General features: G+C 68.4%; 22 protein-coding genes and 3 pseudogenes. 14 read left to right on the forward strand and 11 right to left on the reverse strand.

Features of this window, described 5'->3' with window-relative positions:
* Positions 1-470: 470 nt before the first annotated feature.
* The gene (locus ACFXOM_RS31310) at positions 471-1,523 is read right to left on the reverse strand and encodes a phosphatidylinositol-specific phospholipase C domain-containing protein (RefSeq protein WP_384936366.1); all 1,053 of its coding nucleotides are present in this window, start codon (positions 1,521-1,523) and stop codon (positions 471-473) included.
* Positions 1,524-1,899: 376 nt separating this feature from the next.
* Here ACFXOM_RS31310 and ACFXOM_RS31315 point away from each other — a divergent pair.
* Positions 1,900-2,010: pseudogene (locus ACFXOM_RS31315) on the forward strand (RNHCP domain protein); the annotation flags it as partial.
* A 25-nt stretch (positions 2,011-2,035) separates the two neighbouring features.
* Positions 2,036-2,455, forward strand: a complete 420-nt coding sequence (locus ACFXOM_RS31320) for an RNHCP domain-containing protein (protein ID WP_384945906.1) — start codon at positions 2,036-2,038, stop codon at positions 2,453-2,455.
* Between the two features lie 367 nt (positions 2,456-2,822).
* Here ACFXOM_RS31320 and ACFXOM_RS31325 read toward each other — a convergent pair.
* From ACFXOM_RS31325 to ACFXOM_RS31335, 3 genes and pseudogenes are all read right to left on the reverse strand, one after another.
* A pseudogene (locus ACFXOM_RS31325) lies at positions 2,823-2,951 on the reverse strand (IS5/IS1182 family transposase); the annotation flags it as partial.
* A gap of 72 nt (positions 2,952-3,023) precedes the next feature.
* Complete coding sequence (locus ACFXOM_RS31330; RefSeq protein ID WP_384945909.1) at positions 3,024-3,872, reverse strand: alpha/beta fold hydrolase; 849 nt, start codon at positions 3,870-3,872, stop codon at positions 3,024-3,026.
* A 339-nt stretch (positions 3,873-4,211) separates the two neighbouring features.
* Positions 4,212-4,637 carry a MarR family winged helix-turn-helix transcriptional regulator gene (locus tag ACFXOM_RS31335; protein ID WP_384945912.1) on the reverse strand — a complete coding sequence of 142 codons (426 nt, stop codon included), beginning with the start codon at positions 4,635-4,637 and terminating at the stop codon, positions 4,212-4,214.
* A gap of 156 nt (positions 4,638-4,793) precedes the next feature.
* Here ACFXOM_RS31335 and ACFXOM_RS31340 point away from each other — a divergent pair, with 156 nt between their 5' ends.
* Positions 4,794-6,287 (forward strand): MFS transporter, encoded by a 1,494-nt coding sequence (locus tag ACFXOM_RS31340; RefSeq protein ID WP_384936353.1) that lies wholly within the window; start codon positions 4,794-4,796, stop codon positions 6,285-6,287.
* Positions 6,288-6,426: 139 nt separating this feature from the next.
* Positions 6,427-7,545: an NADH:flavin oxidoreductase gene (locus ACFXOM_RS31345; RefSeq protein WP_384945913.1), complete on the forward strand. Its 1,119-nt coding sequence runs from the start codon at positions 6,427-6,429 to the stop codon at positions 7,543-7,545.
* 334 nt (positions 7,546-7,879) lie between these two features.
* Here ACFXOM_RS31345 and ACFXOM_RS31350 read toward each other — a convergent pair whose 3' ends face one another.
* On the reverse strand, positions 7,880-8,311 hold the full coding sequence (locus ACFXOM_RS31350; protein WP_384936349.1) for a GNAT family N-acetyltransferase: 432 nt from the start codon (positions 8,309-8,311) through the stop codon (positions 7,880-7,882).
* Between the two features lie 876 nt (positions 8,312-9,187).
* Between ACFXOM_RS31350 and ACFXOM_RS31355 the strand changes: the two genes are divergently transcribed.
* The 6 genes from ACFXOM_RS31355 to ACFXOM_RS31380 all read left to right on the forward strand — a co-directional run bounded on the left by ACFXOM_RS31355 (position 9,188) and on the right by ACFXOM_RS31380 (position 14,885).
* Entirely contained in the window at positions 9,188-10,423 is a 1,236-nt protein-coding gene (locus ACFXOM_RS31355; protein ID WP_384945915.1) for a cytochrome P450, read from the forward strand.
* 209 nt (positions 10,424-10,632) lie between these two features.
* A complete protein-coding gene (locus ACFXOM_RS31360) occupies positions 10,633-11,226 on the forward strand; it encodes a TetR/AcrR family transcriptional regulator (RefSeq protein ID WP_384945918.1) in 594 nt (197 codons plus the stop codon).
* Between the two features lie 89 nt (positions 11,227-11,315).
* Positions 11,316-12,005 carry a type 1 glutamine amidotransferase domain-containing protein gene (locus ACFXOM_RS31365; protein WP_385040650.1) on the forward strand — a complete coding sequence of 230 codons (690 nt, stop codon included), beginning with the start codon at positions 11,316-11,318 and terminating at the stop codon, positions 12,003-12,005.
* Positions 12,002-12,307 carry a DUF1330 domain-containing protein gene (locus ACFXOM_RS31370; RefSeq protein ID WP_384936337.1) on the forward strand — a complete coding sequence of 102 codons (306 nt, stop codon included), beginning with the start codon at positions 12,002-12,004 and terminating at the stop codon, positions 12,305-12,307. The genes ACFXOM_RS31365 and ACFXOM_RS31370 overlap by 4 nt, the downstream gene beginning before the upstream one ends.
* 188 nt (positions 12,308-12,495) lie before the next feature.
* Entirely contained in the window at positions 12,496-12,822 is a 327-nt protein-coding gene (locus ACFXOM_RS31375) for a hypothetical protein (protein ID WP_384936334.1), read from the forward strand.
* A gap of 941 nt (positions 12,823-13,763) precedes the next feature.
* Positions 13,764-14,885, forward strand: a complete 1,122-nt coding sequence (locus tag ACFXOM_RS31380; RefSeq protein WP_384936331.1) for a selina-4(15),7(11)-diene synthase — start codon at positions 13,764-13,766, stop codon at positions 14,883-14,885.
* A gap of 243 nt (positions 14,886-15,128) precedes the next feature.
* Here ACFXOM_RS31380 and ACFXOM_RS31385 read toward each other — a convergent pair whose 3' ends face one another.
* Complete coding sequence (locus ACFXOM_RS31385; RefSeq protein WP_384936329.1) at positions 15,129-16,496, reverse strand: cytochrome P450; 1,368 nt, start codon at positions 16,494-16,496, stop codon at positions 15,129-15,131.
* 293 nt (positions 16,497-16,789) lie between these two features.
* Here ACFXOM_RS31385 and ACFXOM_RS31390 point away from each other — a divergent pair, with 293 nt between their 5' ends.
* Both ACFXOM_RS31390 and ACFXOM_RS31395 read left to right on the forward strand, forming a co-directional pair.
* On the forward strand, positions 16,790-18,196 hold the full coding sequence (locus tag ACFXOM_RS31390; protein ID WP_384936326.1) for a cytochrome P450: 1,407 nt from the start codon (positions 16,790-16,792) through the stop codon (positions 18,194-18,196).
* A gap of 270 nt (positions 18,197-18,466) precedes the next feature.
* Positions 18,467-19,039: pseudogene (locus ACFXOM_RS31395) on the forward strand (IS5 family transposase); the annotation flags it as partial.
* A 10-nt stretch (positions 19,040-19,049) separates the two neighbouring features.
* On the opposite strand, the gene ACFXOM_RS31400 reads toward ACFXOM_RS31395, so the two are convergent.
* Positions 19,050-19,862: an amidohydrolase family protein gene (locus ACFXOM_RS31400; protein WP_384936323.1), complete on the reverse strand. Its 813-nt coding sequence runs from the start codon at positions 19,860-19,862 to the stop codon at positions 19,050-19,052.
* Positions 19,863-20,048: 186 nt separating this feature from the next.
* Between ACFXOM_RS31400 and pip the strand changes: the two genes are divergently transcribed.
* Together pip and ACFXOM_RS31410 are read left to right on the forward strand one after the other, a co-directional pair.
* Positions 20,049-21,014: a prolyl aminopeptidase gene (pip, locus tag ACFXOM_RS31405; RefSeq protein ID WP_384936596.1), complete on the forward strand. Its 966-nt coding sequence runs from the start codon at positions 20,049-20,051 to the stop codon at positions 21,012-21,014.
* Between the two features lie 118 nt (positions 21,015-21,132).
* Positions 21,133-21,309 carry a hypothetical protein gene (locus ACFXOM_RS31410; protein WP_384945922.1) on the forward strand — a complete coding sequence of 59 codons (177 nt, stop codon included), beginning with the start codon at positions 21,133-21,135 and terminating at the stop codon, positions 21,307-21,309.
* 426 nt (positions 21,310-21,735) lie between these two features.
* Here ACFXOM_RS31410 and ACFXOM_RS31415 read toward each other — a convergent pair whose 3' ends face one another.
* From ACFXOM_RS31415 to ACFXOM_RS31430, 4 genes are all read right to left on the reverse strand, one after another.
* Positions 21,736-22,527, reverse strand: a complete 792-nt coding sequence (locus tag ACFXOM_RS31415; protein WP_384945925.1) for an enoyl-CoA hydratase/isomerase family protein — start codon at positions 22,525-22,527, stop codon at positions 21,736-21,738.
* 57 nt (positions 22,528-22,584) lie between these two features.
* The gene (locus ACFXOM_RS31420) at positions 22,585-23,472 is read right to left on the reverse strand and encodes an SDR family NAD(P)-dependent oxidoreductase (protein ID WP_384936317.1); all 888 of its coding nucleotides are present in this window, start codon (positions 23,470-23,472) and stop codon (positions 22,585-22,587) included.
* 179 nt (positions 23,473-23,651) lie between these two features.
* Positions 23,652-23,780: a hypothetical protein gene (locus ACFXOM_RS31425; protein WP_384936314.1), complete on the reverse strand. Its 129-nt coding sequence runs from the start codon at positions 23,778-23,780 to the stop codon at positions 23,652-23,654.
* A 673-nt stretch (positions 23,781-24,453) separates the two neighbouring features.
* Positions 24,454-25,233: a nuclear transport factor 2 family protein gene (locus ACFXOM_RS31430; RefSeq protein WP_384936311.1), complete on the reverse strand. Its 780-nt coding sequence runs from the start codon at positions 25,231-25,233 to the stop codon at positions 24,454-24,456.
* Between the last annotated feature and the right edge of the window lie 167 nt (positions 25,234-25,400).

Genomic DNA, 25,400 nt, shown 5'->3' on the forward strand with positions numbered 1-25,400 from the left:
GGTTGGGTGGGGGGAAAGGGAGGGGAAGGGGGCGCCCCAGGGGGGGGGGGGGGGGGGGGGGGGGTGGGGGGGGTCCTGTGCCCCCGCACCGGGGCCCGGTGCAGCCCCGACGGGTGCTGGGCGGCCTCCGGGGCCGCCGGACCGCAAGACCCGGTCGACATCGCCTTCGCCGTGCTGCGCACGCCACCCACCGAGCCCCGGCCGCCCTCTCAGGGGGCGGCCGGGGCTCGGCTACGGGCGCCTTTGGTGCTCCTCGCGCCTGTCCGGCGCCGTGGACCCGGTGGTGTTCGTCGTTGGCGCCGTCGCCGCCCGCGGGCTCGCAGCCTGTCGGACCCGGGGGAGCGGGGCCCCTCGGCCTCGCGGGTGCTGACCGAGTGGGCGGCGGTGGCCGCGGTACGGGGCGGCTACTTCCGGTCGCTGTAGCAGGACGCCGGTACGGACCGACCCACAACGGACGGCGTCGGCGGCGTTCAGGCCGACGGCCCCCGGGGCAGGACCAGGGACTGGATCTCGGGGAGCGTGGACCAGTCGCTCGTGACGATGCTCGCGTGCGCTGCGGCCAGTTGGGCCACCCGGGCTCGCGCCTCCTCCGGCGTGGGCTTGGTGCTGCTGATGGGCGGCTGGACGGCGTGGGCGCTGGTCATGACCAGGACGTAGTGGTTGGTGTCGTACCAGGAAGTGTCCACCGAGTCGCTCAGCCAGGCCGAGGCGTTGGAGTCGAACAGTACGAACCAGGGACGGATGCTGCTGCCGTAGGCCGCGCGGGGGTCGCCCGTTCCGAACTTGGCCACGGGGAAGATCTGAGCGTCCCCGATCCTCCCCTTCTCGGCGAGGTCGCGCAGTCGGCCGGCGTACTGTTCGTTGCTGGGCCAGAAGTCGAACGGGTTCCTGTTCTCGACGGTCCCCGGGATAACGGACAGCATCACACGCCCGGAGAGTTGCTGCCGAGTGGGCCAATTCCCGGCGCGCGCGGCCTCGTCGAGGGAGGCGTATGCGCCGCCCCCGGGCTTGGCCAGCAGGTCCGCCGGCCGGAAGACGCGTGACCCCAGGTGATCTCGGATCAGTTTGTCCACCTGGGCCGGGCCCATGCCGAAGGCCGTTGCGTACCCCAGCTTCAGTTCCAGCTTGATCACCAGTGGGCCGCTGTCGGGGTGCGCTTCGAGCCAGACGCGGACGTTGTCCAGGCAGTGTTCGAGGTACTTGCTCGTACCGCCGGTGTAGAGGTCGCCCGGCCCTGACGCCGTGGTGCAGTTGTTGTCGTTGGCGAGCGGCTTCGCATGGCTGACGTGCCATCTCTTCGTGAAGATGTTGGGCCACGCGTCGATCTCGATGAGACTGGTTCCCGTGTCCAGGGCCTGGGCGAGGTAGGAGAAGGCGCTGCGTTCGTACGTGTTGTGCATGCCGACGGTCGTGGCGGAGGTGAAGGGTGTGTCGGCTGTGGGGGCACCTGCTGCGGACGGGGCGGGTAACGTGAGGGTGGCGATCGCCAGAGCTGCGGCGACCAGGGCGCGACGGAGCGACATGGAGCCTCCATGAGGGAGACCGGCAAGGACAGCCGCAGAGCATAGAAGCAGCAGCGCATATATGGCATGGGCATGGCAATATTCACGGGATTCTCCGCACTCGCAGCGCCGGTTCGCCGCAGTGTCCTGCGACGGGAGGACGCATCACCCGCCGACTCCGCGCGGCGTGCCGCAGGGGGATCGTGACGCCCCGCGGAGGCTCGCCGACCTGGAGCGCTCTGTACGGCTCTCGGGCCGACGTGGGCCCGCTGGTCACCCGGAGGGAATGCCCGCCTTGCCCGCGGACTCAAGCTGCCCTCGCGGTCTCGCGGGAGCATGACGAGGGCGATGAGGCCGTCGGCGGTGTGGAAGCCGAAGCCGCGTTGGATGATCAGGGCTCACCTCCAACCCGGTGTGCGCGGACGACAACCAGCTGATCCTGATGCGCATGGCGGTCCGGCCGCTGGCCCAACCGCCCTTCCCTCTAGAAGCGTTCGGAACTCTCTGACGCCCGGCGAGGAAGGAGCACCGCCATGTCGCGCAACAACCGGGGCTTTCGCGGGCGGCGTCGCCCGCAGCGGTCCAAGGACGTCCTGCACACCCAGGGCCGGCACCGGGCCAACGACTTCCGGTGCGTGTCCTGCCGGCTCGACGTCTCCCTGGACGCACCCGGCACCACGCACCGGAACCACTGCCCCAACTGCCTGGCCAGTCTGCATGTCGACCGGCGGATCCCCGGCGACCGCGCGGCCGACTGCCGGGGCCGGATGGAGGCGCTGGGCATCGCCGTCCGCCCGGACGGCGAGTGGACGGTCATCCACCAGTGCGTCTCCTGCGGCGACCTCAGTGTCAATCGCGTCGCAGGAGACGACAACCCGCTCACCCTGATCCGCCTCGCCCTCCGGCCCCTCGCCGATCCCGGGACCGGCGGCCGCGCCCTGCTCGCCCTGTGACCCGGCCGCGCCGGCCGTGGGCGGGGCGGCCCCCGAAGCACCGCCCCGCCCACGGCACCCCGACTCACGATCTTCACCTCCACCGAAGAGGAACGCCTCAGCAGTGAAGCCACCAGGTCACCTGCACCCTCAGCGCCGGCCCCGACGAGGCCAAGATGGTGCTCTCCCTCGACGACCACCCCATCCCGCCCGGTGACATGACCTTCGGCACGCCTGTGACCGACGCGATCAGCGTCTACCAGCCGGCGTAGCCGGAACAGCGAAGCCCCAGGATGCCGGCGCCTGGGGCTTCGTCATGAATCGGACAAGCTCCCGAGCTGCGAGAACGCCCGCACGGATCGTTTCAGGACGAGTTCTGGAGGCGGCGGATGCCTGCCAGAGCCGCCCGGTCGGGAACCCGCAGCCGCCCGGGATGACGTCGGCGCCGTTCGGGAGCGGGTGGTAGCAGCGGGGCCACCCGCTCCCACAGGTCATCCGGAACAAGATCAGTACGCACTCCGGACACACTGCAACCCAAGATCGCCGGGCACAGGACCGACAGCTCAACTCATTCTGAAACGGTCGGTTATCAGTTGGTGCCGGCGAGGTGAGGGAGGAGGAACGGGATGACCTGGTCCGCGCTGGCTTCGGGGAGCCAGTGAGGGGCGCCCTCCAGAGGGACGAAGCGGTAAGGGGCTTTGACGTACTCCGCCGTGAGCTCGGCTGCTTCGCGTCCGGACGCGCGGTCCGCGGTGCCCCACAGGTAGAGGGTGGGCACGGTGATCTCGCCCGCGGGTACCTGAAGGTCCGAGCTGAGCGCCCGGTACCAGTTGAGTCCGCCGGTGAGCGCGCCGTCGGCGAGTCTGCGAACGTTGGACTGGATCTGCTGCTCGGACAGTGCGCCCCGGTACACCGCTTGGAGTCCGGCAGCGTCGTGCGCGAGCATGCTCTGCTCGGCGATGTGGCCGGGGAGGCGGAAGTCCTCGACGTACTTGGAGCGTTCCTGCTGGTCGCTGCTGTTGTTCAGGGCGCGGTAGAGGGCGTGGGGGTGCGGAGTGGAGAGCGCGGAGAGCGTGTGCAGTCGCTCCGGGTAGGCGGATGCAAGTGCCCAGGCGACCATGCCGCCCCAGTCGTGCCCGACCAGATGGAAGCGCTCCGCACCGAGGGCGTCGGCGAAGCCGATGACGTCCGCGATCAGCTTGTCGATGGCGTACTCCTCGACGGCCTCGGGGCGGGCGCCGGGGGAGTAGCCGCGCTGGTCCACGGCGACGGCCTGGTAGCCGGCTTGGGCGAGGGCGTGGATCTCCTCGGTCCAGCAGTCCGCGAACTCGGGGAAGCCGTGCAGGAGCAGGACGAGTTCACCGTCGCGGGGGCCGGCGGTCAGGGCATCGAAGGTGTAGGGGCCGACCATCAGTTGGGTGGCGGTCGCGGTGGGCACGGTGCAGCGCCTTTCATCTGGGTGTCACACGAGGCGACGTCCGGGCAATCAGGATGTCGTGCGTCGGCTGGAAGCCCGCTCGGCAGGCCGAGCGGTGTGTGTGATGTGGACCAATCGGACGCGGGTGGGAGGCTTGCGGTCCGGGTCAACGAGGGGGTGACGTTCCTCGACGTTGTTGCGTGTCGGTTGGCGCCGGGCATGAGGCCTGCTCATAGCGCCGGAGGCCACGCCTGTCGGTGTGTCCACCGGCGATGGGATGGGGCACGACGCCCCGCTCCCTCCCTCCGTCGCCCGCCGAGAGTGGTGTCAGGTCGCGAGCACCGCGGAGCCTGCTCCCGGTCACTGCGGGAAGACGGTCGTCAGTAGACGGAAGAGCTCGCTGCGCTCCTTGTCGGACAGTTTGTCCAGGCCGGTCTGCACCTGCTCCATCCGTTCGCGGATCATGTCGATCGCCTTTTCACCCTCGTCGGTGAGTACGAGGATCTTCACCCGGCGGTCGGTGGGGCTGACCTCGCGGCGCACCAGATCACGCTTCTCCAGGCGGTCGATGATGCCGGTCACATTTGACGCGTCACACGTCAGGGAGTCCGCGAGTGAGCGCATCGAGGCGGGTGCGCGCCGCAGCACCGTGAGGGTCTTGGCCTGCATGGCGGTGAGGCCCGCACTGGCGGCCGCGGCGGAGAAGTCGGCGAAGTGCGCACTGAGCGAGTGGGCGAGCAGTTCCAGGAGCTGCCGCTTGTCCGGGGTGGTGGTGTTGGACTGCACGGACTGACCGTACCGCGAAAGCTTGACTACTTCAACCTTTGATGATTACCTTCACCAGATTACTTGATGGCCTCAAGTACATGCGTGTTCAGCCATTGACGACTACCACCGATGTGGGCGCGTGCATCGGTGGCCGATCCAACCGGAAAGAAGCCCGTGACACCCTCACTTCCCGTTGCGCACCAGCGCCGCGGCCTCGTCATGACCCTCGGCCTCGCCGCCATGGTCGTGTCCATGATGCAGACACTGGTCGTGCCGATCCTCGGCACGATCCAGCGCGACCTCGGCACCACCACCGTGGAGGTCAGCTGGGTCACCACGGCGACCCTGCTGTCCGCCGCGGTCTTCACTCCGCTCTTCGGCCGCCTTGGCGACCAGCACGGCACCAAGCCCACCTTGATCGGCGTGCTGATGCTGATGGTTGCCGGATCGGTCCTCGCCGCCGCCACCAGCTCCCTGCCGCTGCTCATCCTCGCCCGCGTGCTGCAGGGCGCCGCCACGGCGATCTTCCCCCTCGCCCTGACCGTTCTGCGTGAGCAGGTCGAGCCGGCCCGGCTGCCCGGCGCCATGTCCCTGGTCAGCGGAACGCTGGCGTTCGGCAGCGGCCTTGCGCTGGTGGGTGCCGGACTCCTCACCCAGGGGGTCGATCCCGACTACCACCGGGTCTTCTGGCTGGCCACCGCCCTGGCCGTCGTTGCCCTCGCCGCCGTCGCCGTCGTCGTACCCGACTCCCGGAACCGGACCGGTGGACGCACCGACTGGCTCGGTGCCGCAGTCCTCGCCCTGATGCTCGTCCAGTTGCTGTTGCCCATCTCGCAGGGGCACACCTGGGGATGGACCGCCGCACGCACGCTCACGCTGTTCGCCGGGGCCGCCGTCACCGCCGTCGTCTGGGTCGTCATCGAGCGGACGGTCCGTGAACCCATGGTCGACATGAAGATGTTCGTCCATCCTCCGGTGCTGTTCTCCAACATCGCCGGACTGCTCGTCGGATTCGCCTTGTTCTTCCTGTTCATCGGCGTCTCCTACCTCGTCCAGACACCCGGCGACATAGCCGGCTACGGTTTCGGCGCCTCCGTGCTCGACGCGTCCGTCGTGTACCTGCTGCCCGCCGCACTCGTCTCGCTCGTCGCTGCCCAATTCGGTGGAACGCTGGTGCGCCGCATCGGCGCACGCGGCACCCTCGCCGCCAGCGCCTGCTTCGGTCTCATCGGTTTCGCCTGGCTGACCCTCGCACACGACAGCACGGCATGGGTCATCGTGGCCGGCATGCTGATCGGCCTCGCCGCCAGCTTCGGCTACGCCGCGATGCCGGCCCTGATCGTGATGGGTGTTCCGCCCCACCAGACCGGCATCGCGAACGGCATCAACTCCATCTCCCGTTCCGCAGGCAGCGCCATCGGCAGTGCTGTGATCACCTCGCTGCTGTCCTCGCAGACGATCGACGACCTGCCTCCCGGAGTACCCGCACTGCCCACGGAGAGCCGGTACACCGTGAGCTTCGCCCTCGCCGGCGTCGCCTTCGCCCTCGTCTTCGTCGTGGCCATAGCCCTGGCGGCACGTCGCACGAAGGCGAAGGACGCCCCCGCCTCCGCCACGGACGCGCGGCGCCTGCCGGAAGCAAACGCCGAGAGGGTGCTGTCCGAATGACGAGGTCAGCTGAGGAAGCCACGGCCGGACCTCCTCCGGCGCGTCCTGAGCACAGAGCCGGTCCCGGGATTCACCACGCCCCGACAGGCATCCACGCCAGCAACATCACGATGCCTCCTACGAACAAAGAAGACATGACATGACTCATTTCGGAACAAGCCGCACCCCGCACAGCCTTTCGCGTCCGTTCGAGGTGCGTGGACTCAAGGTGCCCAACCGGATCGTCATGGCGCCCATGACCCGGGAGTTCTCACCGGGTGGAGTCCCAGGCCGCGATGTGGCGCAGTACTACAGCCGGCGAGCCGCCGGCGGCGTGGGATTGATCATCACGGAGGGCACCTACGTGGACCACACCTCCGCAGGCACCAGCGACAAGGTTCCGAGGTTCTACGGCGAGGACGCCCTCGAGGGATGGTCAGCCGTGGCGGACGCCGTGCACCAAGCAGGGGGAAGGGTCATCCCGCAACTGTGGCACGTCGGCGCCACCCGGGCCCCGGGAGCGCCACCCGTACAGGACGCCCAGCCGGTGAGCCCGTCGGCGCTGACTCTGCAGGGCGAGCCCAACGGCCGCGCGATGACGCAGCAGGACCTCGACGACGTCGTCGCCGCGTTCGCGGCCGCAGCTGCCGACGCCGAGCGCCTGGGTTTCGACGGCATCGAACTGCACGGCGCCCACGGCTACCTCATTGACCAGTTCCTCTGGGCCTCCACCAACCGCCGCACCGACGCCTACGGCGGGGGCATCGCCTCGCGGGCCCGCTTCGCGGCCGAGATCGTTGCAGCCTGCCGCACAGCGGTGTCCGACTCCTTCCCCATCTTCTTCAGGCTGTCGCAGTGGAAGACGGGCCACTACGAGGCCAGGCTCGCCGAGACACCCGCGGAGCTGGATGCACTGCTTGCCCCGCTGACCGAGGCCGGCGTCGACGTCTTCCACGCATCCACCCGCCGCTATTGGACGCCGGAGTTCGGCGACACGGACCTCAACCTGGCCGGTTGGGTGAAGAAGATCAGCAACAAGCCCACTGTCACCGTCGGTTCCGTCGGCCTGGACAGCGACTTCTTCAACACCTTCCAGGGCAAGGACTCCGGCGTGAGCGGCATCGACCAACTGCTCGACCGTCTGGAGCGCGACGAGTTCGACCTCGTCGCCATCGGACGTGCGCTTCTGGCCGACCCCCAATGGGCAGCCAAGACGTTGGCCGGCCGTACCGCGGACATCGCCCCCCTCGACGCAGAGATGCTCAAGTCCCTGCACTGAGCTTGATGTTCACCGTGCTGCGTCGAGCACGGGACCGTAAGCGTTCGGTGTACCTCGGGGTCGAGGAAGCACCTGACGGTGGCGGTGGTGCCGACGCCGGCGGTGCGGGCGAGGACCACGGCCGGGAGCCACGGAAAGACACGATCTCGAAGTCCGTCAGCCGGGGAGGACGGCCCAGCCATCGAGTGTCCGTGAACTCATCGTCGATCTTCACGCGGAGTGCGCTGAGCAGGGCGTCCCAGGTCATCCGTCGCAGAACGACCTGGGACGCCCTGCCTGCATCGCCGGGCCGGACACGGCGAGCGCACCCGGCAGGCAAGGACTGCCCCGACCGTTACTGTTCGCCGAGCGTCATCCACTTCTCCGGCTTCTCCAGCGACGCGAAGCCCACCCTGGCGTAGACCGCGTGGGCGTCCGCGGTGGCCAGCAGCACGCGGCGCAGTCCATAGGGCTCGAGATGCTCGCAGACGGCAGTGACCAGCGCGTGCCCCAGACCCTTCCCCCTGCTGTCACGAGCGATGTAGACGTCGCACAGCCACGCGAACGTGGCCTTGTCCGTGACCACACGGGCGTATCCGAGCTGGACGCCGGTCGCGGCGTCGTAGACCCCGAAGTTCAGAGAGTTCGCCATGGCTGCGTCCTGTTTCTCCCGGGACCGGCCCTTGGCCCAGTACGAATCTTCGGACAGCCACTGGTGGATGACTGCATGGTCGAGGCGGGCTGCGTCGGTGGACACATCGTAGGCAGCTGGGAGATCAGTACTCATGACCGCATACAAGCAGCCCGGGCCGCGCCAGAACCACTGACTCGTTGTATTCCCCTGAGGGGCGGTGCGGTGACGTGAGGCGACGGACGCGCAGTGGCAGGAGATCGAGCCGTTGCTGACGGATTCCAAGCTACGGGGGGATCCTCGCCGCCCCCGGGGCAGCACCTGCGTCCCGAAGGGGTGGGCGACGCTTCGACCGGGTCGAGCGGGGCTTGCCGCAGTCCATGGGGTCGGGGAATGCCCCACCCCGAGCGACTGGCAACGCTGGATCTGCTCCATGCACTGCGACGGCTCACCGATCACGAAGTGGTCACCCTCGGCGGCCGCAACCAGGAGTCGTGGTGACACGGGCACGGGCCTGCCCAGCGCCCTCACACACGACCGGTGCCCGGAGGTGCTCGGGGCGGCGACTACGCGGCGGGGACGTCCCGCAACGTGTGGGACTGCCACGGCGGGCCCAACCCGTGGATTCTCCTGAGGGGCGAGACCGTCACTCCGAGGTCGGCGCAGCGCGTGTGCCCCGTAGTGATCGGACCACCGCCGTGCTCCGGTTCGCGCAGTCGGCAGTCGGCCGTCATCCTGGTGGTGGAGCCGGCGGACGAGACTGTCCCTGTCCTCCTTGCCGTGTGACCGTGCGGGGTGGGGACCGGGGAGGGGTGGGCCGGCGTGCTCCACCTGTCGTGGGCGGACGGCGCGCCCGGGTAGCTGCCGGGATCGGCAAGGGTCGTCAGGGAGGCCCTGTGGGGCGCCCTCGTGCCGCGGGCCACCAGGCGGTTCGTCACGGCCCGCGGCCGTGGACCGTACGACCGCCGCCGCACGGCACGCCGCCGGACCCGACGCCCGGCACCGACGGCGAGGGACTTCCAAGGACTCGTGATGACGCAACCGCTGATCCGGCAGATCCTCGACTACGGCAACCGCGCGAACCCCTACCCCCTGTACGCCAAGCTCCGCGAGACGCCGGTGCTCCACGACGGGCACGGCACCTACGTCATCGGCGCCTACTGGGAGATCCTGAGCCTCCTCCACGACCCGCGGGTCAGCTCCGACCGGCGCAAGCGAACGGTGAAGGACATCTACGGCCTGACCGAGGAAGGGAGCGAGGACTCGACCCTGCCCACACCGTTCCTGCGCCTGGACCCCCCGGAGCACGACCGACTGCGCACCATCACCAACCGTTCTTTCGGGCCGCCGCATTCGCCCCGGCGCGTCCTGGAGATGCGCAGCGAACTCGAGTTGATCGTCTCCGGCCTCATCGACGGCATCGAGGACACGGGACGGATCGACCTCGTCGAGCAGTTCTCGTACCCGTTCCCCGTGACCGCGATCTGCCGCCTCCTGGGTGTCCCGCGCGAGGACGAAACACGCTTCCACACATGGGCGGACACCCTCGCGGCCAGCCTGGACCCCATGCCCGGGGAGGACCCGGCGGAACGCAACCGACGGACCCGCGAGGCCCAACTGCAACTGGGCGGCTACCTGGCAGAACTCATCGAGGAGCGCCGCAGCCGCCCCGGCGACGACATGCTCTCCGAACTCGCGAACGACTCCGGGGCAGATGATCCGCTGTCGACGATAGAGGCCATCACCACGGCGGCCCTGCTCCTGATCGCCGGCCACGAGACCACGGTCAACCTGATCACCAACGGGATGCTCACCCTGCTGCGCAACCCGCAGATCCTCCGGCGGCTGGCTGACGATCCCGGGCTGGTCCCGCGCATCGTGGAAGAACTGCTGCGCTACGAGCCTCCGGTGCAACTCCTCCCGAACCGCACCGCCGTCGCGGACATCGACATGGGGGATGTCACCATTCCCCGTGGCTCCGCGCTCTGGCTGGTGTTGGGTTCCGGCAACCGGGACCCCCGGCGCTTCGCCGACCCCGACCGGTTCGACCCCGAACGCGGGGACAACCAGCACCTGGGCTTCGGCAGCGGCATCCACATCTGCTTCGGTGCACCGCTCGCCCGGCAGGAGACACAACTCGCCCTGAGTCACCTGGCGCGCAGGCTGCACAACCCCCGGCTGCTGGAAGACCCCCCGCCCTATCGCCACAATGCGGTCCTGCGCGGCCCCCGGCATCTGCCCATCGCCTGCGACGACATCCGGCCCTGACCCGGACCCTGCGCTCCTGGAGCGGATGCATGATGGCCAGACTTGTACCAGAAGGCACGCACTGACGGGGCCCGCTCGGTGCCTTGCGGAGGCGTTCGAGGTGGTGGCGACCGGCCGGTGGGAGCTGCGGCCACGGTGTGGCAGGAGAGCGGTGTGGTGCTGCAGAAGCCTTCTAGACGACTGGTCTACTCTAATGGTATGGTTCATGCATGCCGGTCACCGCGCACAAACCAGACACCCGTCAGATCATCCTCGACGCCGCCCAGCGGATCATGGCTCACAAGGGCTACTCCGCCGTCGGTATCAATGAGGTGCTCGCGGAGGCCGGCGTGCCGAAGGGATCCTTCTACCACTACTTCTCCTCGAAGGACGCCTTCGGTGAAGCGATCCTGAAAAGCTACTTCGCGGACTATCTCGCGGACATGGACGGCACTCTCGCCCGGTCCGGCCAGTCGGCGGCCGAGCGGCTGATGGCCTACTGGCAGCAGTGGCGGGAGACGCAGAGCCTCGAGGAGTGTCAGGGCAAGTGCCTGGCCGTGAAACTCGGCGCCGAGGTCGCGGACTTGTCGGAGTCGATGCGTCTGGCCCTGAAAGAAGGCACGAGCGCCGTCGTCGACCGCATTGAGCGCACCATCACCAGCGGCCTGGAGGAGGGATCCCTCACGGTCGACGGTGACCCCCGCGACGTCGCGCAGGCGCTGTACGACATGTGGCTCGGCGCGAGCGTCATGTGCAAGATCCATCGCAGTCTGGCGCCGCTCGACACCGCGCAAGCGGTGACCCGCAGGCTGCTGCATCTGTAATCAACCCTGCCCCCGTGACCGCCCCGGTCGCGGGAGTGCACCCCACCCTCGAATAGTAGACTGGTCTACTGATCATCAAGGAGCGTGTCATGAAGGTTCTGATCGTTCTCACCTCGCACGACGAGCTGGGCGACACCGGTCAAAAGACCGGGTTCTGGCTGGAGGAACTGGCGGCGCCCTACTACCGCCTCAAGGAGGCCGGCGCGCAGATCGTGCTCGCCTCGCCCAAGGGCGGGCAGCCGCCGCTGGACCCCAAGAGCAACGAGGTCGATTTCCAGACCGACGACACCCGGCGCTTCGAGGCCGACCCGGAGGCAACCGAGGCGCTGAAGAACACCGTGCGCCTGGACTCGGTCTCGGCCGACGACTTCGACGCGGTCTTCTACCCCGGCGGCCACGGCCCGCTCTGGGACCTTGCCGAGGACGCCGTCTCCGCCCGACTGATCGAAACGACCCTGCGCTCCGGCAAGCCGGTCGGACTGGTGTGCCACGCCCCCGGCGTGCTGCGGCACACCGTCAACGAAGACGGCACCCCGCTGGTGCGAGGCAGGAACGTCACCGGATTCGCCAACTCCGAGGAGGAGGCCGTCCAGCTCACCGACGTCGTCCCCTTCCTGGTCGAGGACGAGCTCACCGAGCTCGGGGGCGTCTACTCCAAGACCGACGACTGGCAGCCCTACGTCCTTACGGACGGTCTGCTGATCACCGGGCAGAACCCGGCCTCCTCGGCTCCCGCAGCCGATGCCCTGATCGAGCTGGTCACCAAGGGCGGCGCGTGAGTGCCTACGTCGTCATGCTCCGCGAGCGTGTGACCGACCCGGCCGAGCTGGCTGTCTATGTCGGCTCGGCCCGGGCGGCCCGGGCAGGCCGCGAGGTGACACCGGTCGTCGGATACGGAGCGATCGAAACCCTGGAGGGCACGCCGTTCGAGGGTGTGCTGATCCACCGCTTCCCGAGCGTCGAGGACGCACGGGCATGGTACGAGAGCCCCGCCTATCAAGCAGCGCTGCCCCACCGCCAAGCCGGTGCGGACTACCGCGTGTTCATCGTCGAAGGAGTCGACGCCCCCCAGGGCCGCTGAGGCTGCTTGTCCACAGGCCACCTGTGCCCTTCCTCCCCGGGGGAACCGAGGAGGGATCACGGAGGCCGTCCAGTCCGGCACCGCCGCGGCAGTCGGCTCGCCCACCAGTTCGCTGCCCACGGCGACACGGTGGCCGGCCTGCTGCGCGGGCCGGCCAGACCGAGGCCCCGAGGCGCTCCTGGTGACCTTTGCTCGCATCGCCGAACCGGGGACGGCGCCGAGGGGTCCTGGTCGACCAAGACCTGGAGAACCAGGTCGTCGTGCACGACAACGGCCCCGGCATCCACGCCGAGTTCGTCGAACGAAACCCGCAGGAGGCGGGGTTCGCCCCGCAGCCGAAGCGGTGGAGGGGCGAACAGACCTACGGCGTCTCGATGTCGCGCCGGCGCCTGGTCCGTGACCGTCGGCGCCGGCCTTTCTCCTCCGCGTCGCGCGTCTACCGGGCGATGACCCACGTCATGGTCCGCCGCCTGACCGGCGTGCTCGCTCACCTGGTGCCGGTACGGAAGCGGTGAAGGCAGGTCGGGCACGACAGGTGCCCAGTGCTACTGTGAACCGCTCGACGGCGATCGAAAGCGGGTCACGATCTCGTGGGCGTATGGGTCGTCCGGGCTGATGTCTTGTACCGCTCGATGAGCCTCCTGCGTCCGACCCATCTCGCACAGCAGCCGAACAAGGACATGCAGGGCACCACGATCACTGTCTTCGGCGCGGTTGCGTAGGGAATCCTCCATCCCCCGCTCGCCAAGCGATGCGTTGAGTCTTCGACGTGCGTGAACATCTGTGAGAGCGCGCTCCGTGAGTTCCGAGATCCGTTCCGCACGGGCGAGCAAATCCATGTGCCACAGATGGTTGTCGTGCCGGGACGGATCGGTGGAGTAGCACTCGGCGTGGGCGCTTACCAACGCTATGGCCGCATGCCAATCCCGGCGCTGTTCCGCTGCCCGGGCCTGCCCGAACCACTCCACGGGGCGAGTGTCGCGTAGCACTTCCTCGTACGGCATCGTGGTAGGGGGCTCCGATGGCGACAAACCCCGCACCCCCGTCACTGCCTGCCGAATACTCCCAAGATGATTTCTGACGGCTCATCAGCTAGGTGGTCTCTGCTGAGGTGGCCAGGGCGAGCCCGTCGTCCTGGCCTCGGAGAAGTTCGTGGCACGGTGGGCAGTGCCGCGCCATGGATTCTTGCCTATGACGTAGCGTCAGGTCTACCCGGTCCGCGACTGTTTGTATCTTGCCCATGACCTGTGCTTTCGCGGTGGTCGCTGCTTTACCGCTCGGCGGGGCGCCATCGCCGGCTCCCGTGCTTCCCTGGGCTGAAGACCTCTTGGGTAAGCGGCTTTCGGTCACTACGATGCCGCCTAGTACTTGATTGTGTCGAGTGCAGATCCGGCCATGTCCTGTGCATCCCCCCAAAGCGACTTCATTCATTTAAACAACTGAAAGGGACTCAAACGTGAGGCCTGCACTGGCAATTCCCCCCATATATGCACCTATCCCCCCCGCCTTGCATCCGGCCCACGCAGCCGTCGATGCCCGGACCGCGGCATGGGCCGATGAGTACAACATTGGATCACCCGAGTGGCGAAGCCGGCTCATCACCCAGGACATCGGCGTATTCGCCGCGCGGATCCTCCCCGAGGGGCGGGAGGAAGTCGTCTCCCTCCTCTCCGACTTCGTCATCTGGCTTTTCGGAGTGGACGACGGTTACTGCGAAGAGGGGGACCTCGGGCTCAAACCGGGTGAGCTGGCGGCGACGCTGAGTCGGCTACTGCGTATCGCTCAGAACCCAGAGGTTCCCATGCTCGTGGACGATCCCCTAGCCCAAGGGTTGCGGGACTTGACGCTGCGGGTCTCCCGCTGGGGAACACCCTTGCAGGCCGCCCGTTGGGTGGACACCCTGCGCGAGTACTTCTTCGCCGTGGTGTGGGAGGCGGAGCACCGGGCTGCCGGCCGAATCCCCTGCCTGAACGACTACACGCTCATGCGCCTCTACGTCGGAGCAACTTCGGTGGTGCCGCCGTTCCTCGAGATGGGCCACGGGTACGAACTCCAGCCGCACGAACGGGACAGCAAGGTGGTGCGGGCCGCCGGCGAGATGACCTCATTCATCACCACCTGGGACAACGACATCTACTCCCACCACAAGGAGAGCCGCGCTGGACACTACTACCTCAACGCAATCCGGGTCCTCGAGAACGAGTACGGGCTCGGATCCGACGATGCGCTGACCCGTGCGATAGCCCAGCGAGACAGGGTGATGTGCCTGTTCCTGAGTCTGCGCGGGCAGCTGGAGGACGAGGGCAGCCCCCAGGTGCGGCAGTACGTCAGCTCGCTGGCCGACTTCATCAGGGCGACCCAGGACTGGAGCGTCAGCTCCCTGCGCTACACCACCCCGGACGACCCGGCAGCCCTCTCGTCCTCATTCTCCGACCGGCCGACCGACGACAGTCGGGAACCCCTGGACATCCCGTCGATCTCCTGGTGGTGGGACCTTGTGCCGGATTCTCGGGTAGAACCGCTGGAGCAGACCGTAGTGCCGTACGGCAATCTCCGTTCCACTCCCGCGCACGCCTGAGTCCACCGATCGCAGAAGGGCCGACTCCACCCGTCTCGCGCGGTGACGCGGGCCCGCGACGGGCCTCATGACTGCGCGCCCCCGTCGGGTGTGGGTGGGGTCGCCTGGGCAGGGGTGCGTGCCCGGCGGACCTCGGCAGTACCATCGCCCGCCGGTAGCGGCAACACCGTCGAACGCTGCATCAATCGCCCCAAGCAGTGGCGCGGTCTGGCCACCCGGCCACGGGAAGACCGCCACCGCTGGTCAGCTGGTGCGGGGGAGGACCGTCATCGGGATGCGGTCGGCGTGGGCGACGGCCGACACGGACGCCTTCGGCGTGTGGCCGGGTACGGGCACCATCCGCCACTTGGCGAGCACGGTCGCGATGGCGATGGTCGCCTCGGTCCAGGCGAAGGTGTCACCGATGCACTTGCGATTCCCCGCGCCGAACGGCATGTACGTCTTGCGGGTGACACCAGCCGCCTTCTGTCGCTCGGGAAGCCAGCGGTCGGGATCGAAGCGGTCGGCGTTCGCGTACAGGTTGGGGTCGCGGTGGATCGCGTAGAGGCTGAAAGCGACTTCGGTGCCAGTGGGCAGCAGCGTGCCACCGAGCTCGACGGGCCGGGTGGTGCGCCGCATGAGCAGGGTGACGCTGTGCAGACGCATCACTTCGTCCAGGGCCCGGCGGATTCCCTCCAGCCGGGGCACGTCGGCGACGGTGACCGGACGGTCGCCGACGACCTCCCGGATTTCCGCGACGATCTGCTCCTCGACCTCAGGGTGGTTGGCCAACTCATGGAAGGCCCAGGCCAGGGTCGCCGTGGTCGTCTCCACTCCGGCGAACAGGATTGTGCTGAGCTCGTCGCGTACCTCGGTGTCCGTGAGTCCCCGGCCGCTTTCCTCGTCCTGGGCGGTGAGCAGCAGCGAGAGCAGATCACCCCGGTCGGTACGTCCGGTGCGGCGGGCGGTGGCCACGACTTCATCGATCACCCGGCGCAACGCCGCGGTCGCAGCGTCGAAGTCCCGGTTCGCGCGGATCGGAATGCGGTCGAGGAACTTCGGAGAGGCCGCACGTATCAAGAGGTTCTCCAGCAGCACGGGCAGGTGCTTGCGGACGGCCTCAACAGCGGGCAGACCGATGTCGGTGGAGAACATCGTCGCGGTCAGTGTCTCGACTGACAGCGATGCCACCTCCTGCTCGACGTCGATCTCCTGGCCGGGCTTCCAGGATTCGGCGAGCGCATGGGCGGTGCGGCTCATCGCCTCGGAGTAGTGGGCGATGCGCTCCTTGGAGAACATCGGCTGCATGAGGCGGCGATGTGCGCGGTGGATCTCCCCGTCGGAGTTGGCGAGACCGTTGCCCGCGAGGGGCCGCAGCCGGTCGAAGAACCGCCCCTTTTCAAAGCTGCGTGCCTGGTCGACGAGGATTTCCTGGACGAGCTCAGGGGAGGTGGCCACGTACAGCGGCATGGTACCGAGATCGGTCCGGACAAGCTCGCCGTGCTGCCGCAACGACACCAGGAAGCCGTACGGGTCGCGCCACAGCTTCAACGCGTGCCCGAGGAGCGGCACCGCCCCCGGAGCCCGGGGCACCGTTCGCACATCCGCCGGCATCATTCCGACTGCTGACACTGCATTACCTCTCTGTAGCCACGGGGGAGCGCGTCACCGCGTGAGCCGCGACGTTCGTTCACCACCACGGTGCGCATGCGATCGCGCTGTGCTGGGTCTGGCTGGAGTCCCGCCACGGCAACTGACGGAGATCACGATTATCCAAGTGGAATGGCCGGTAGTCGAGTTGGAGGAGCCATCCGGCCGCACGGCCGAGTGGAAGCGGAAGTATGCTGCGGTTCGCTGCCGCTGCGTCACTCTCGGTGCGAGGTAGGCAGTCCAAACCGGTTCAACGCGCTGCTTTCGGAGGCTTTGTGACCACCCCGCACCACGACCCGACCAGCACCGCGACGGCTCCGCCTCCGGGATGCCCGGTACATGTCGAGGGCCAGAGCGGCTTGCGCAGGCTTTTCGGTCCCGAGGCCGAGCAACAGCCTTACGAGTTCTACGAGGTGCTCCGCCAAGAGCACGGTTCCGTGGCGCCCGTGCTGCTCTACGGGGACGTACCCGTCTGGCTCGTCCTCGGACACCGGGAGAACTTGGAGGTCATGCGCTCGCCCCGGTTCTCGTCCGATTCCCGCCACTGGCGAGCCGTCCGGGAAGGCCGACTGTCGCTTGACTCCCCACTCGTGCCCATGACCGCGTGGCAGCCGCTCGTCGCGTTCACGGACGGCCCGGAACACGTACGGCTGCGCAGTGCAGTGACCGAGAGCCTGGAGAACGTCAACCGGCACAGCATGCGCCGCTACATCAACCGGTATGCGAACAGGTTGATCGACGGTTTCGCCGCTAGGGGCAAGGCTGACCTCGTCACGGACTACGCCAAGCCGTTGCCAGCACTCGTGATGGCCCAGCAGTTCGGCATCGCCGAGGAACACGCGATCACCCTGGGCACCGCGGTCGCCGACGTGATCAGTGGCAGCGAGAACGCACTGCAAGCCAACGCGTTCATCGTCGAGACCATGACTGACCTGGTCCAGCGTAAGATGACGGAGCCCGGCAATGACTTCGCCTCCTGGCTGATCCGCCACGAGTCCCAGCTGACCGGGCAAGAAGTCGTCGAGCACCTCCGGCACGCACTCGTCGCCTCGCTGGAGAACTGCGTCAACCTGATCGCGAACACCTTGCGCGGCGTACTGACGGACCAACGCTTCCGCGGCAGCCTCTCCGGCGGACACATGACCCTCCCCGACGCTCTCGAGCAGGTCCTGTGGGACCACCCTCCTCTCGCGGTGGTCCCGACCCGCTGGGCCGTCGGGGACACCGTACTGGGAGGAAAGGAGATCCGGGCCGGAGACATGGTGATGCTCGGCCTGGCCGCTGGCAACGCCGATCCGGCGATCCGACCCGACCTGAGAATCCCCGTCCACGGCAACCGCTCGCATCTCTCCTTCGGCGCCGGTCCTCACGAGTGCCCCGGTCAGGACATCGGACGCGCCATAGCGGACACCGGCGTCGACCTCCTGCTGTCCCGACTGCCCGACATGATGCTCACCATTGACGCGTCCGAGTTGAACGTGGTCGGCAACTGGATGTCCCGCCGCCTGAAAAGCCTCCCTGTCGGCTTCACACCGCGCCGGCCCACGGACTCAACTGGCGAAACGTCCCTGCCTGGGGTCGGGACAGCTCTTCCCCCGCTCTCCACGCCCGCATTCCACGAGCCGATCGCACCGAGCCCAGCGCCTCGTTCGTGGCTACGGAGGTGGTTGGGCCGTCGATGACCCGCTGACGGGCGAGAGCTCCGGATCGCAGAGGTCCGGGGCTCTTCCCGTTGAGCGTGCCAGAACGGGCAGCACTCTCATGTGATCAGCGGCGCCGAGGGGATCCGCTTGCCGCCACCGTGACGGGCGGCAACGGGAGCAACGTCACCGAACTGTTCTCGCCTGAGGCTGCTCGCAGGGGGGACGCCCTGTTGCCCGATCGACAGGACGGAGACTCGTCCTGTCGATCGGTGGCGGTGCCTTCTTCCACATCACGAGCCGGGGCGGAAGGCGGCGGTGGACTCCACCGTTTGCCGGGCTCACCAGCATGCCGCCGGAGCCGAGGAACAGGGGTGCCCGGCCGGTCCGAGCCCGACGATCACGCCCTCGGCCGTTCCCTCGGCGGACCGAGCCTGAAGACTCTCATGGCCAGTGACTGCCGGGCGGGACCTCTCGCCCTGCATGTCACTGCAGGCCAGGCAAGGGATGCGTCCGCGTTCGAGGCGGTGATGGCCAGGGTCCGCGTTCCGCGAACCGGACTCGGCAGACCCGGGACCCGACCGGAAGCCGTCCTTGCGGACCGCGCGTACTCCTCCCGCGCTGTCCGCGGGCAGCTCCGCCGACGCGGGATCCGGGGGCATCCCACAGCTCTCCGAGCAGGCAGGACACCGCGTCCGACGGGGCCGTGCCGCAGGCCGCCCACCCGCATTCGATGCCCGATCGTGCAAGGAACGCACTACTGTCGAACGGTGCATCAGCCGGTTCAAGCAGCGGGCGCGACCTGGCCATGCGGACCGACGAACTCGCTCTCGCCTACCAGGCCGCCTCCACTTCGCTGCGATCCTTTCGTGGGCCCGACGGTGACCTGGTGCGGTCAGAGGCCGAAGACCCGTCGGGCGTTGCCGGACAGGAACAGCTCGGTGGCCTCCTCGTCCAGGCCCAGTTCACTGAGGTGCTCCAGCGCCTGGCCGGGAGTGATCATGGGGTAGTTGGTACCGAACAGCACCTTCCTGCGGCCCCGGCCACGCAGGTAGTCGACCAGCTCACGCGGGTAACGACGGGCGGTGTACGCGCTGGTGTCGATGTACACATTGGCGTGCTTGTCGGCCACCGCGATCATCTCCGTGGTCCACGGGTACCCGATGTGCCCACACACGATGGTCAGTTCGGGGAAGTCCAACGCGACCTGGTCGATGTAGGGGATGGGGCGGCCGGTTTCGGACGGGCGCAGCGGGCCGGTGTGCCCGACCTGGGTGCAGAAGGGGATGCCGAGGTCGACGCAGGCGGCGTACAGCGGGTAGTACAGCCGGTCGGTGGGCGGGAGCTGCCACAGCCAGGGCACGATCCGCAGTGCCACGAAGTCGAGCTCCTCGACGGCGCGGCGCAATTCCCGTACCGCCTCGACCGGGCGGGTGAGATCCGCGCCGGCCACCCCGCGCAACCGCCCCTCGGACTGGGCAACGAACTCGGCCACCTCGTCGTTGCTGATCAACGGACCCTGAGGCCCGTACCAGGCGGCCGACAGGCCGATCGCGACGTCCGCCGCGGCCAGTGCGGCCACCGTGGCCTTGACCGGCAACGGCTCCTCCAGCAGGCCCTGCCCCGTCCATCGGCGCAGCGACTCGAACATCTCGTGGTTGGAGTGACGCAGCGAGGGGTGCTGCATCCACGCATCGATGACGGGCATCAGACTCCCTAACTCTCTCCCGGCGCCGCTGGTCCTGTCGCTCCAGAAGCGCTAAGCGACCGCTTATCACGACCCTAGTCCCTGCGTGCCGTACACAACCACCCCTCGAACGGCCCGCTTCGTGCACCAGAGAGACAGAACCTAGCTAGGCTCGGGAGGTTGTTCGTCGCGCAGGAGGAGACCGTCATGGCCCAGCCGTTCCCGCCCATCGAACCGTACGCGCACGGCCTTCTCGATGTCGGCGGCGGCAACAGGATCTACTGGGAGACCAGTGGCAACCCTGACGGAAAGCCGGCCGTGTGCGTGCACGGCGGTCCCGGCAGCGGGGGAGGCCGCAGCAGCCGTCGACTCTTCGACCCCGAGGTCTATCGGATCGTCGTGTTCGATCAGCGCGGCTGCGGCGAGAGCCAGCCGCACGCCTCCGACCCGGCCGTCAGTCTCGATCACAACACCACAGAGCACTTGTTGGCCGACATGGAGCAGCTCCGCGAGCACCTGGGCATCGAGCGTTGGCTCCTGTACGGCGGTTCCTGGGGCTCGACGTTGATCGTCGCCTATGCCGAGCGCTACCCCGAGCGGGTGTCCCAGATCGTCATCGCCGGCGTCACCATGACCAGGCCCGAGGAGATCGATTGGCTCTACCACGGCGTCGGGCGCCTGCTGCCCGGACCCTGGGAGGCGTTCCGCGACGCACTGCCGGAGGCAGACCGAGGCGGTAATCTCGTGGCCGCCTACGACCGGCTCATGAGCAGCAAGGATGAGGCGGTCCGGGTCAAGACCGCGCGCGACTGGTGTGCTTGGGAGGACGCCGTCATCGCCCACGAGGCACTCGGCAGGCCCGGCGCGTACAGCGACAAGCCCGATGACGCGCTCTTGGCCTTCGTCCGGATCTGCGCGCACTACTTCGCGAACGGCGCCTGGATCGAGGACGGGCAACTCCTGCGCGACGCGGGCCGACTGGCCGGGATCCCGGCGGTGCTGATTCATGGCCGGCTCGATCTGGGAAGCCCGCTCAAGACCGCGTGGGAGTTGGCCAAGGCGTGGCCGACCGCGGAGCTGAAGGTGATCGACGAATCGGGCCACACGGGCAGCCCCGCGATGCAGGACGCGATCCTCGAGGCGACCGCGCGGTTCGGCAGGGTCGAACATTGACCCGCCCCGTTACGTGAAGACCAAGTGTGCGTGGAGGGTGTAACAACGCTTCCTCCCCTGCGTACATCAGGGTTTGGTCCCCATCGTGGTGACATGGAGCAGTGATACGGTCACGCATATGAAGGTCGTCGTGCAGATCAAGCTCACGCCGGATGCCGCGCAGGCCCCGGCGCTTGGGCGGACCCTGCACGCGGTCAACGAGGCCACGAACCGGGCATCCGCAGTCTCCTTCGGGTACTTCAAGCTCAAGGGAAGCGTCCCCCAGCTGCGGAAGCTGTGTTACGGCGAGCTGTAGGCCGGCGGGTTCGGTGCGCAGGCCGCGCAGCACATCATCAAGCGTGTGGCCGACGCGTACACTACGCTCCGGGCGAACATCCGGGCCGGGAACCTCGGACCGCAGGACTCGAAGCGGCGGCGTCAGGCGGATTCCGAGCCGGTCGTCTTCCGCCCGCACGCTGCCCACTCCTACGACGACCGCAGCCTGTCGTGGAACTACGACCAGCGGACGGTGTCGATCTGGATGCTGGACGGCCGGGTCGAGTCCGCTTCACCTGTTCTCCCGGCCCGCTGGGGCCAACATCGCCAAGCGCGGGGCCACGGTGTGGGTATTCGTCAACATGCCCGACCCGGCCCCCGCCTGAGCGCGGCCGGTAGATGTGACCCGTGACCGCCCTGCGGTAGGGGGCAGTCGGGAACATGAACAAGGCCGTACCGAACCGAGTCAACAAGCTCGGTCATTCACGGCCGAGTTGTTGACGGCCATGTAGCCGAGTTGCTCCAGCAGGAGTGCGCTCTCGCGAGGGGCGTCTATGGCGGCCGTGATGATCTGCTTGGCCACGGCGGCTGCCAGCGGCGGGTGGGCGGCCATCTCCTCGGCGATCTCCAGCGCGCGGTCCAGGCACGGTACGCCTGGTCCGGTGACCTCGCTCAGCAGGCCCCAGGCGTACGCCTCAGCGGAGCTCATCCGTCGGCACCGCAGGACCAGATCGCGGGTCCGCGCCGGTCCGACCGTCCGGACCAGCCGCGTCACACCGCCGGAACTCGGCAGGATACCGATGGCGACCTCCGGCAGTCCGAACGAGGCGGTCGGGTCGGCGACGCGGATGTCGGCTGCCAGGGCGAGTTCCAGCCCTCCCCCCAGGCAGTAGCCGGAGATCGCGGCGACCGTCGGTTGGCGGAGGGCGGCGAACGTCTCGTATACCGCGCCGGTCGAGCGGTAGTACGCGGCGATGGTCGCCGGGGTCATCTCCCGGAGCTCGGTGGTGTCGGCACCGGCCGAGAAGACCCCTGGCCCTCCGGTTACGACCACGGCGCGGCTGCCGGCCACCTGGTCGCTGCCCAGGGCTGCGAGCAGGGCCGATTCCATGTGGGTGGAAAGGGCGTTCAGTTTGGCCTCGCGTCGCAGCGTGACCACGGCGATCTCACCGTGCAGCCGCGTCTCGACGGTGCCCGGGGCGGACGGGACACGAGTGTCGTCACCGGCCGGCATGTCGGGGCGGGTGTCGGAATCCATCGTTGCTCCGTGGAGTGGGTGAGCGCGGGCGGATGCGCGCTCGGGGTGGCAGCGGGCTCAGGGCGCGTGGTTTGCGTCACCGTCCCCGGATTCGCGCCGGGGTTCCGCGCGCGCCGGGACGGCCCGCCCGGCGCCCCAGGCGTCCGCACCGCCGTCGACGACCACCGTCGTACCGGTGATGTACGAGCCCGCGCGAGAGGCGAGGAAGGCAATCACTTCGGAGACGTCCTCCGGGCGGCCGAAACGTCCCAGCGGCACCGATGGGCCCCAGCTCCGCCGCTCGGCCTCGGAGTAGTTCTCGGCGAGCCCTTCGGTGGCGATGGTGCCGGGCGCGACGCAGATGGTGCGGATGCCGTAGCGACTCCACTCCTGGCTGAGGCCCGAGGCGAGGTTCTCGACTGCCGCCCGCGCCGATGCGGCGTGGGCGAAGCCAGGTATGCCCCGGCGGGGCGAGAAACCGACGAAGACGACCACGCCCGAACACTGCGGGATCATCGCCCGGCGGGCCACTTCACGGGTGACTGCCCACGCGGCGTCCACGGCGAGCCGGTGCACGGCCCGCCAGCCCTTGGGGCTGATCTCCTCCGCGGGGGCGGAGAACTGGCCGCCCGCGTTGTTGACCAGGACGTCGATGCGTCCGTACGCCTCCAGCGCCCGGTCGACCACGTTGGTGACCTGTTCCTCCTCGCGGATGTCCGCGGGCACGGCCAGGCAGGAGCCGCCGAGTTCTGCCACGGCCTGCCGAGTCTCCTCCAGGGGATCCGCGCGGCGGCCGCAGACGACGACACTCGCTCCGGCGGCCGCGAGGTCCAGCGCGGTGGCCCGCCCGATCCCGGTGCCGCCACCGGTCACCAGGGCCACCGTGCCGCTGTGGACATCCGGGCGGAGTACGCGTCGGCGCGCGGGTTCCGGGCCGGCGGACGTCGGATACGAAGTGCTCCGCACGGATCCTCCTGACCGAACCCACTAGTCTGACTGATCAATCAGTTAGCCTTGGTGGAGGGTGCGGTGTCAAGACTTCCGGCAGGGCCGGCGCGGGATCCGGGCGAGGGTACCGGGCCCGGTCGACGGCTCAGGGGCGGCCGGCCCCCTGTGCTCGGCCGCCCGTCCGCCCGAACGGTGTGTCAGAGCAGGGCGAGTCGGTCCACCAGCAGCTCCGTCCTCCGCTCGGTGTCCTCCGGCGGCAACCTCTCCCAACCCAGGACCCTTCCACCGGAGGTCCTTCCCCTGCCGAGATCGCGACGTCCGCGCATGCCAGGTCGTTCGAGAAGCTTGTGCCGCAGCCTTCTCAAACGACCTGGTACCCCAGCAGGTCGACGGATCGCTAGCCGGCAGTTGCGCCGGTTCATGAGGTACGGGGGTTTCCTCCGGTCCCGGCTTGCTCGGGACGTCTGTGCCGAACGATGCGCTGTGGGAGAGAATGCTGGACATGACGACTTGAAGAGCACCGGCCGGGCGGCAGCCCTGGCGCAAGGTCGCGACCTGGGACACGACATTCGACGGGGACCGTCGGGTCTGTGCCGCTTGCGGAACGACCGTCCGCTCGTACCAGTACCGATTCCATCCGCCCGAGTCGTCCATGTTCGAGCGGTGCATCGCACTTGCTTGGTGTGCCCGCTGCCGGATCTACTCCGGCAACATGGTGCATGTACCACGAGAGCGGGCTCTGGACGACGCCCTCGCTTCGCTTCCGGGCGAACAACGGGAGAGGCTTGCACGTTCGGAAACACGGCTGATGGAGTACCTGGATCGCCGAGCCCGAGGCCAAGGAGGTTAGTCGCCCCCCGGTCAGCCGGCTTTGGGCGGATGCTTCTTCGCCTGCGATTGCTTGGCCTCGGTCTGGGCAAGGCGGCAGGACTCGGCGCCGGCCTGTGGTGATGGGGTTGTCGCTCTCGGAGCCGGGCCGGGCCGGGCCGGGCCCGGCTGTCAGAACTTGCCGCTGTTGTTCGCCGCAGAAGGGGACGGAATCGGTTCGGCGACGTCCCAGTGCTCGACGATCAGACCGTCCTGAAGGCGGAAGATGTCGAACACGGCCGTGGGAGTGCCCGCCCAGTCGACCTCGCTGAGGGCGACGACGAAGTTCCCCTGGCCGATGAGCCGGTGCACCTTCGTATACGTCAGCGACTTTCCCCCAGCCGCCAGACCCGCCATGAACGCGGTGAAGCCGTCGATGCCGTCAGCCACCTCGGGACTGTGCTGCACGTACTGATCCGGGGAGATGAACTCGGCGATGCGCTCGGTGTGTCCGTCCTGGAGGACCGTGACGAGGAAGTCGGAGACCTTCTGCTTGTTCCCTTCCGTGCGGTCGAGGTCGGTGACCTCGGTCGCACCGCTGGTCTGGGTGTGGCCGGACGGGGTGGTCCGCCCGCCGGCGGCGATCGTGTCCCAGTGCTCGACGATCCGGTCGTTGGTGTCGGTGTCGAACAGGTCGGCGGTCACCCAGTGCGTCGTGCCGCCCAAGGTCTGCGCCACGTGCAGGAACACGTACCGGCCGTCCTCGATCGCGCGGACCACCTCGATGTCACGCTGGGGATTGCGTGCGAGGAAGGGCTCGAAGAAGGAGAGGAAGCCTTCCTTGCCATCACCTACTCCCGTGCTGTGCTGCGTGTACCGGTCGCCGGTGTACCGGTCGAGGGCCTCACGTGCCTTGCCGTCGCGAATCCCGTGAAGGTACAGGCCACGTGCGTTGTCGAGCTTCGCAGTCATTCGGCCATGGTCTCATGGTGGGGCAGGGCGGCGTCCGGCTGCCTGACCGCCTCAGACCTTTACCGCGGTCTCTCGGTTCCGCCGAGCACCGAGACTCGACGCACCACCCGGACTGAACCACCCGTCCCGGGACCCGGTCCCGGTTGGTCGACGTCGTCTCGCACGCG

The organism is Streptomyces sp. NPDC059169, from assembly GCF_042755225.1.
Lineage (GTDB): Bacteria > Actinomycetota > Actinomycetes > Streptomycetales > Streptomycetaceae > Streptomyces.

Coding starts and splice junctions, on each gene's coding strand:
- ACFXOM_RS31430 (WP_384936311.1), bottom strand. CDS start 25,233: ATGACTGCGAAGCTCGACAACGCACGTGGCCTGTACCTTCACGGGATT.
- ACFXOM_RS31310 (WP_384936366.1), bottom strand. CDS start 1,523: ATGTCGCTCCGTCGCGCCCTGGTCGCCGCAGCTCTGGCGATCGCCACC.
- ACFXOM_RS31360 (WP_384945918.1), top strand. CDS start 10,633: ATGCCGGTCACCGCGCACAAACCAGACACCCGTCAGATCATCCTCGAC.
- ACFXOM_RS31400 (WP_384936323.1), bottom strand. CDS start 19,862: ATGCCCGTCATCGATGCGTGGATGCAGCACCCCTCGCTGCGTCACTCC.
- pip (WP_384936596.1), top strand. CDS start 20,049: ATGGCCCAGCCGTTCCCGCCCATCGAACCGTACGCGCACGGCCTTCTC.
- ACFXOM_RS31415 (WP_384945925.1), bottom strand. CDS start 22,527: ATGGATTCCGACACCCGCCCCGACATGCCGGCCGGTGACGACACTCGT.
- ACFXOM_RS31425 (WP_384936314.1), bottom strand. CDS start 23,780: ATGCGCGGACGTCGCGATCTCGGCAGGGGAAGGACCTCCGGTGGAAGG.
- ACFXOM_RS31365 (WP_385040650.1), top strand. CDS start 11,316: ATGAAGGTTCTGATCGTTCTCACCTCGCACGACGAGCTGGGCGACACC.
- ACFXOM_RS31355 (WP_384945915.1), top strand. CDS start 9,188: ATGACGCAACCGCTGATCCGGCAGATCCTCGACTACGGCAACCGCGCG.
- ACFXOM_RS31345 (WP_384945913.1), top strand. CDS start 6,427: ATGACTCATTTCGGAACAAGCCGCACCCCGCACAGCCTTTCGCGTCCG.
- ACFXOM_RS31410 (WP_384945922.1), top strand. CDS start 21,133: ATGAAGGTCGTCGTGCAGATCAAGCTCACGCCGGATGCCGCGCAGGCC.
- ACFXOM_RS31350 (WP_384936349.1), bottom strand. CDS start 8,311: ATGAGTACTGATCTCCCAGCTGCCTACGATGTGTCCACCGACGCAGCC.
- ACFXOM_RS31320 (WP_384945906.1), top strand. CDS start 2,036: ATGTCGCGCAACAACCGGGGCTTTCGCGGGCGGCGTCGCCCGCAGCGG.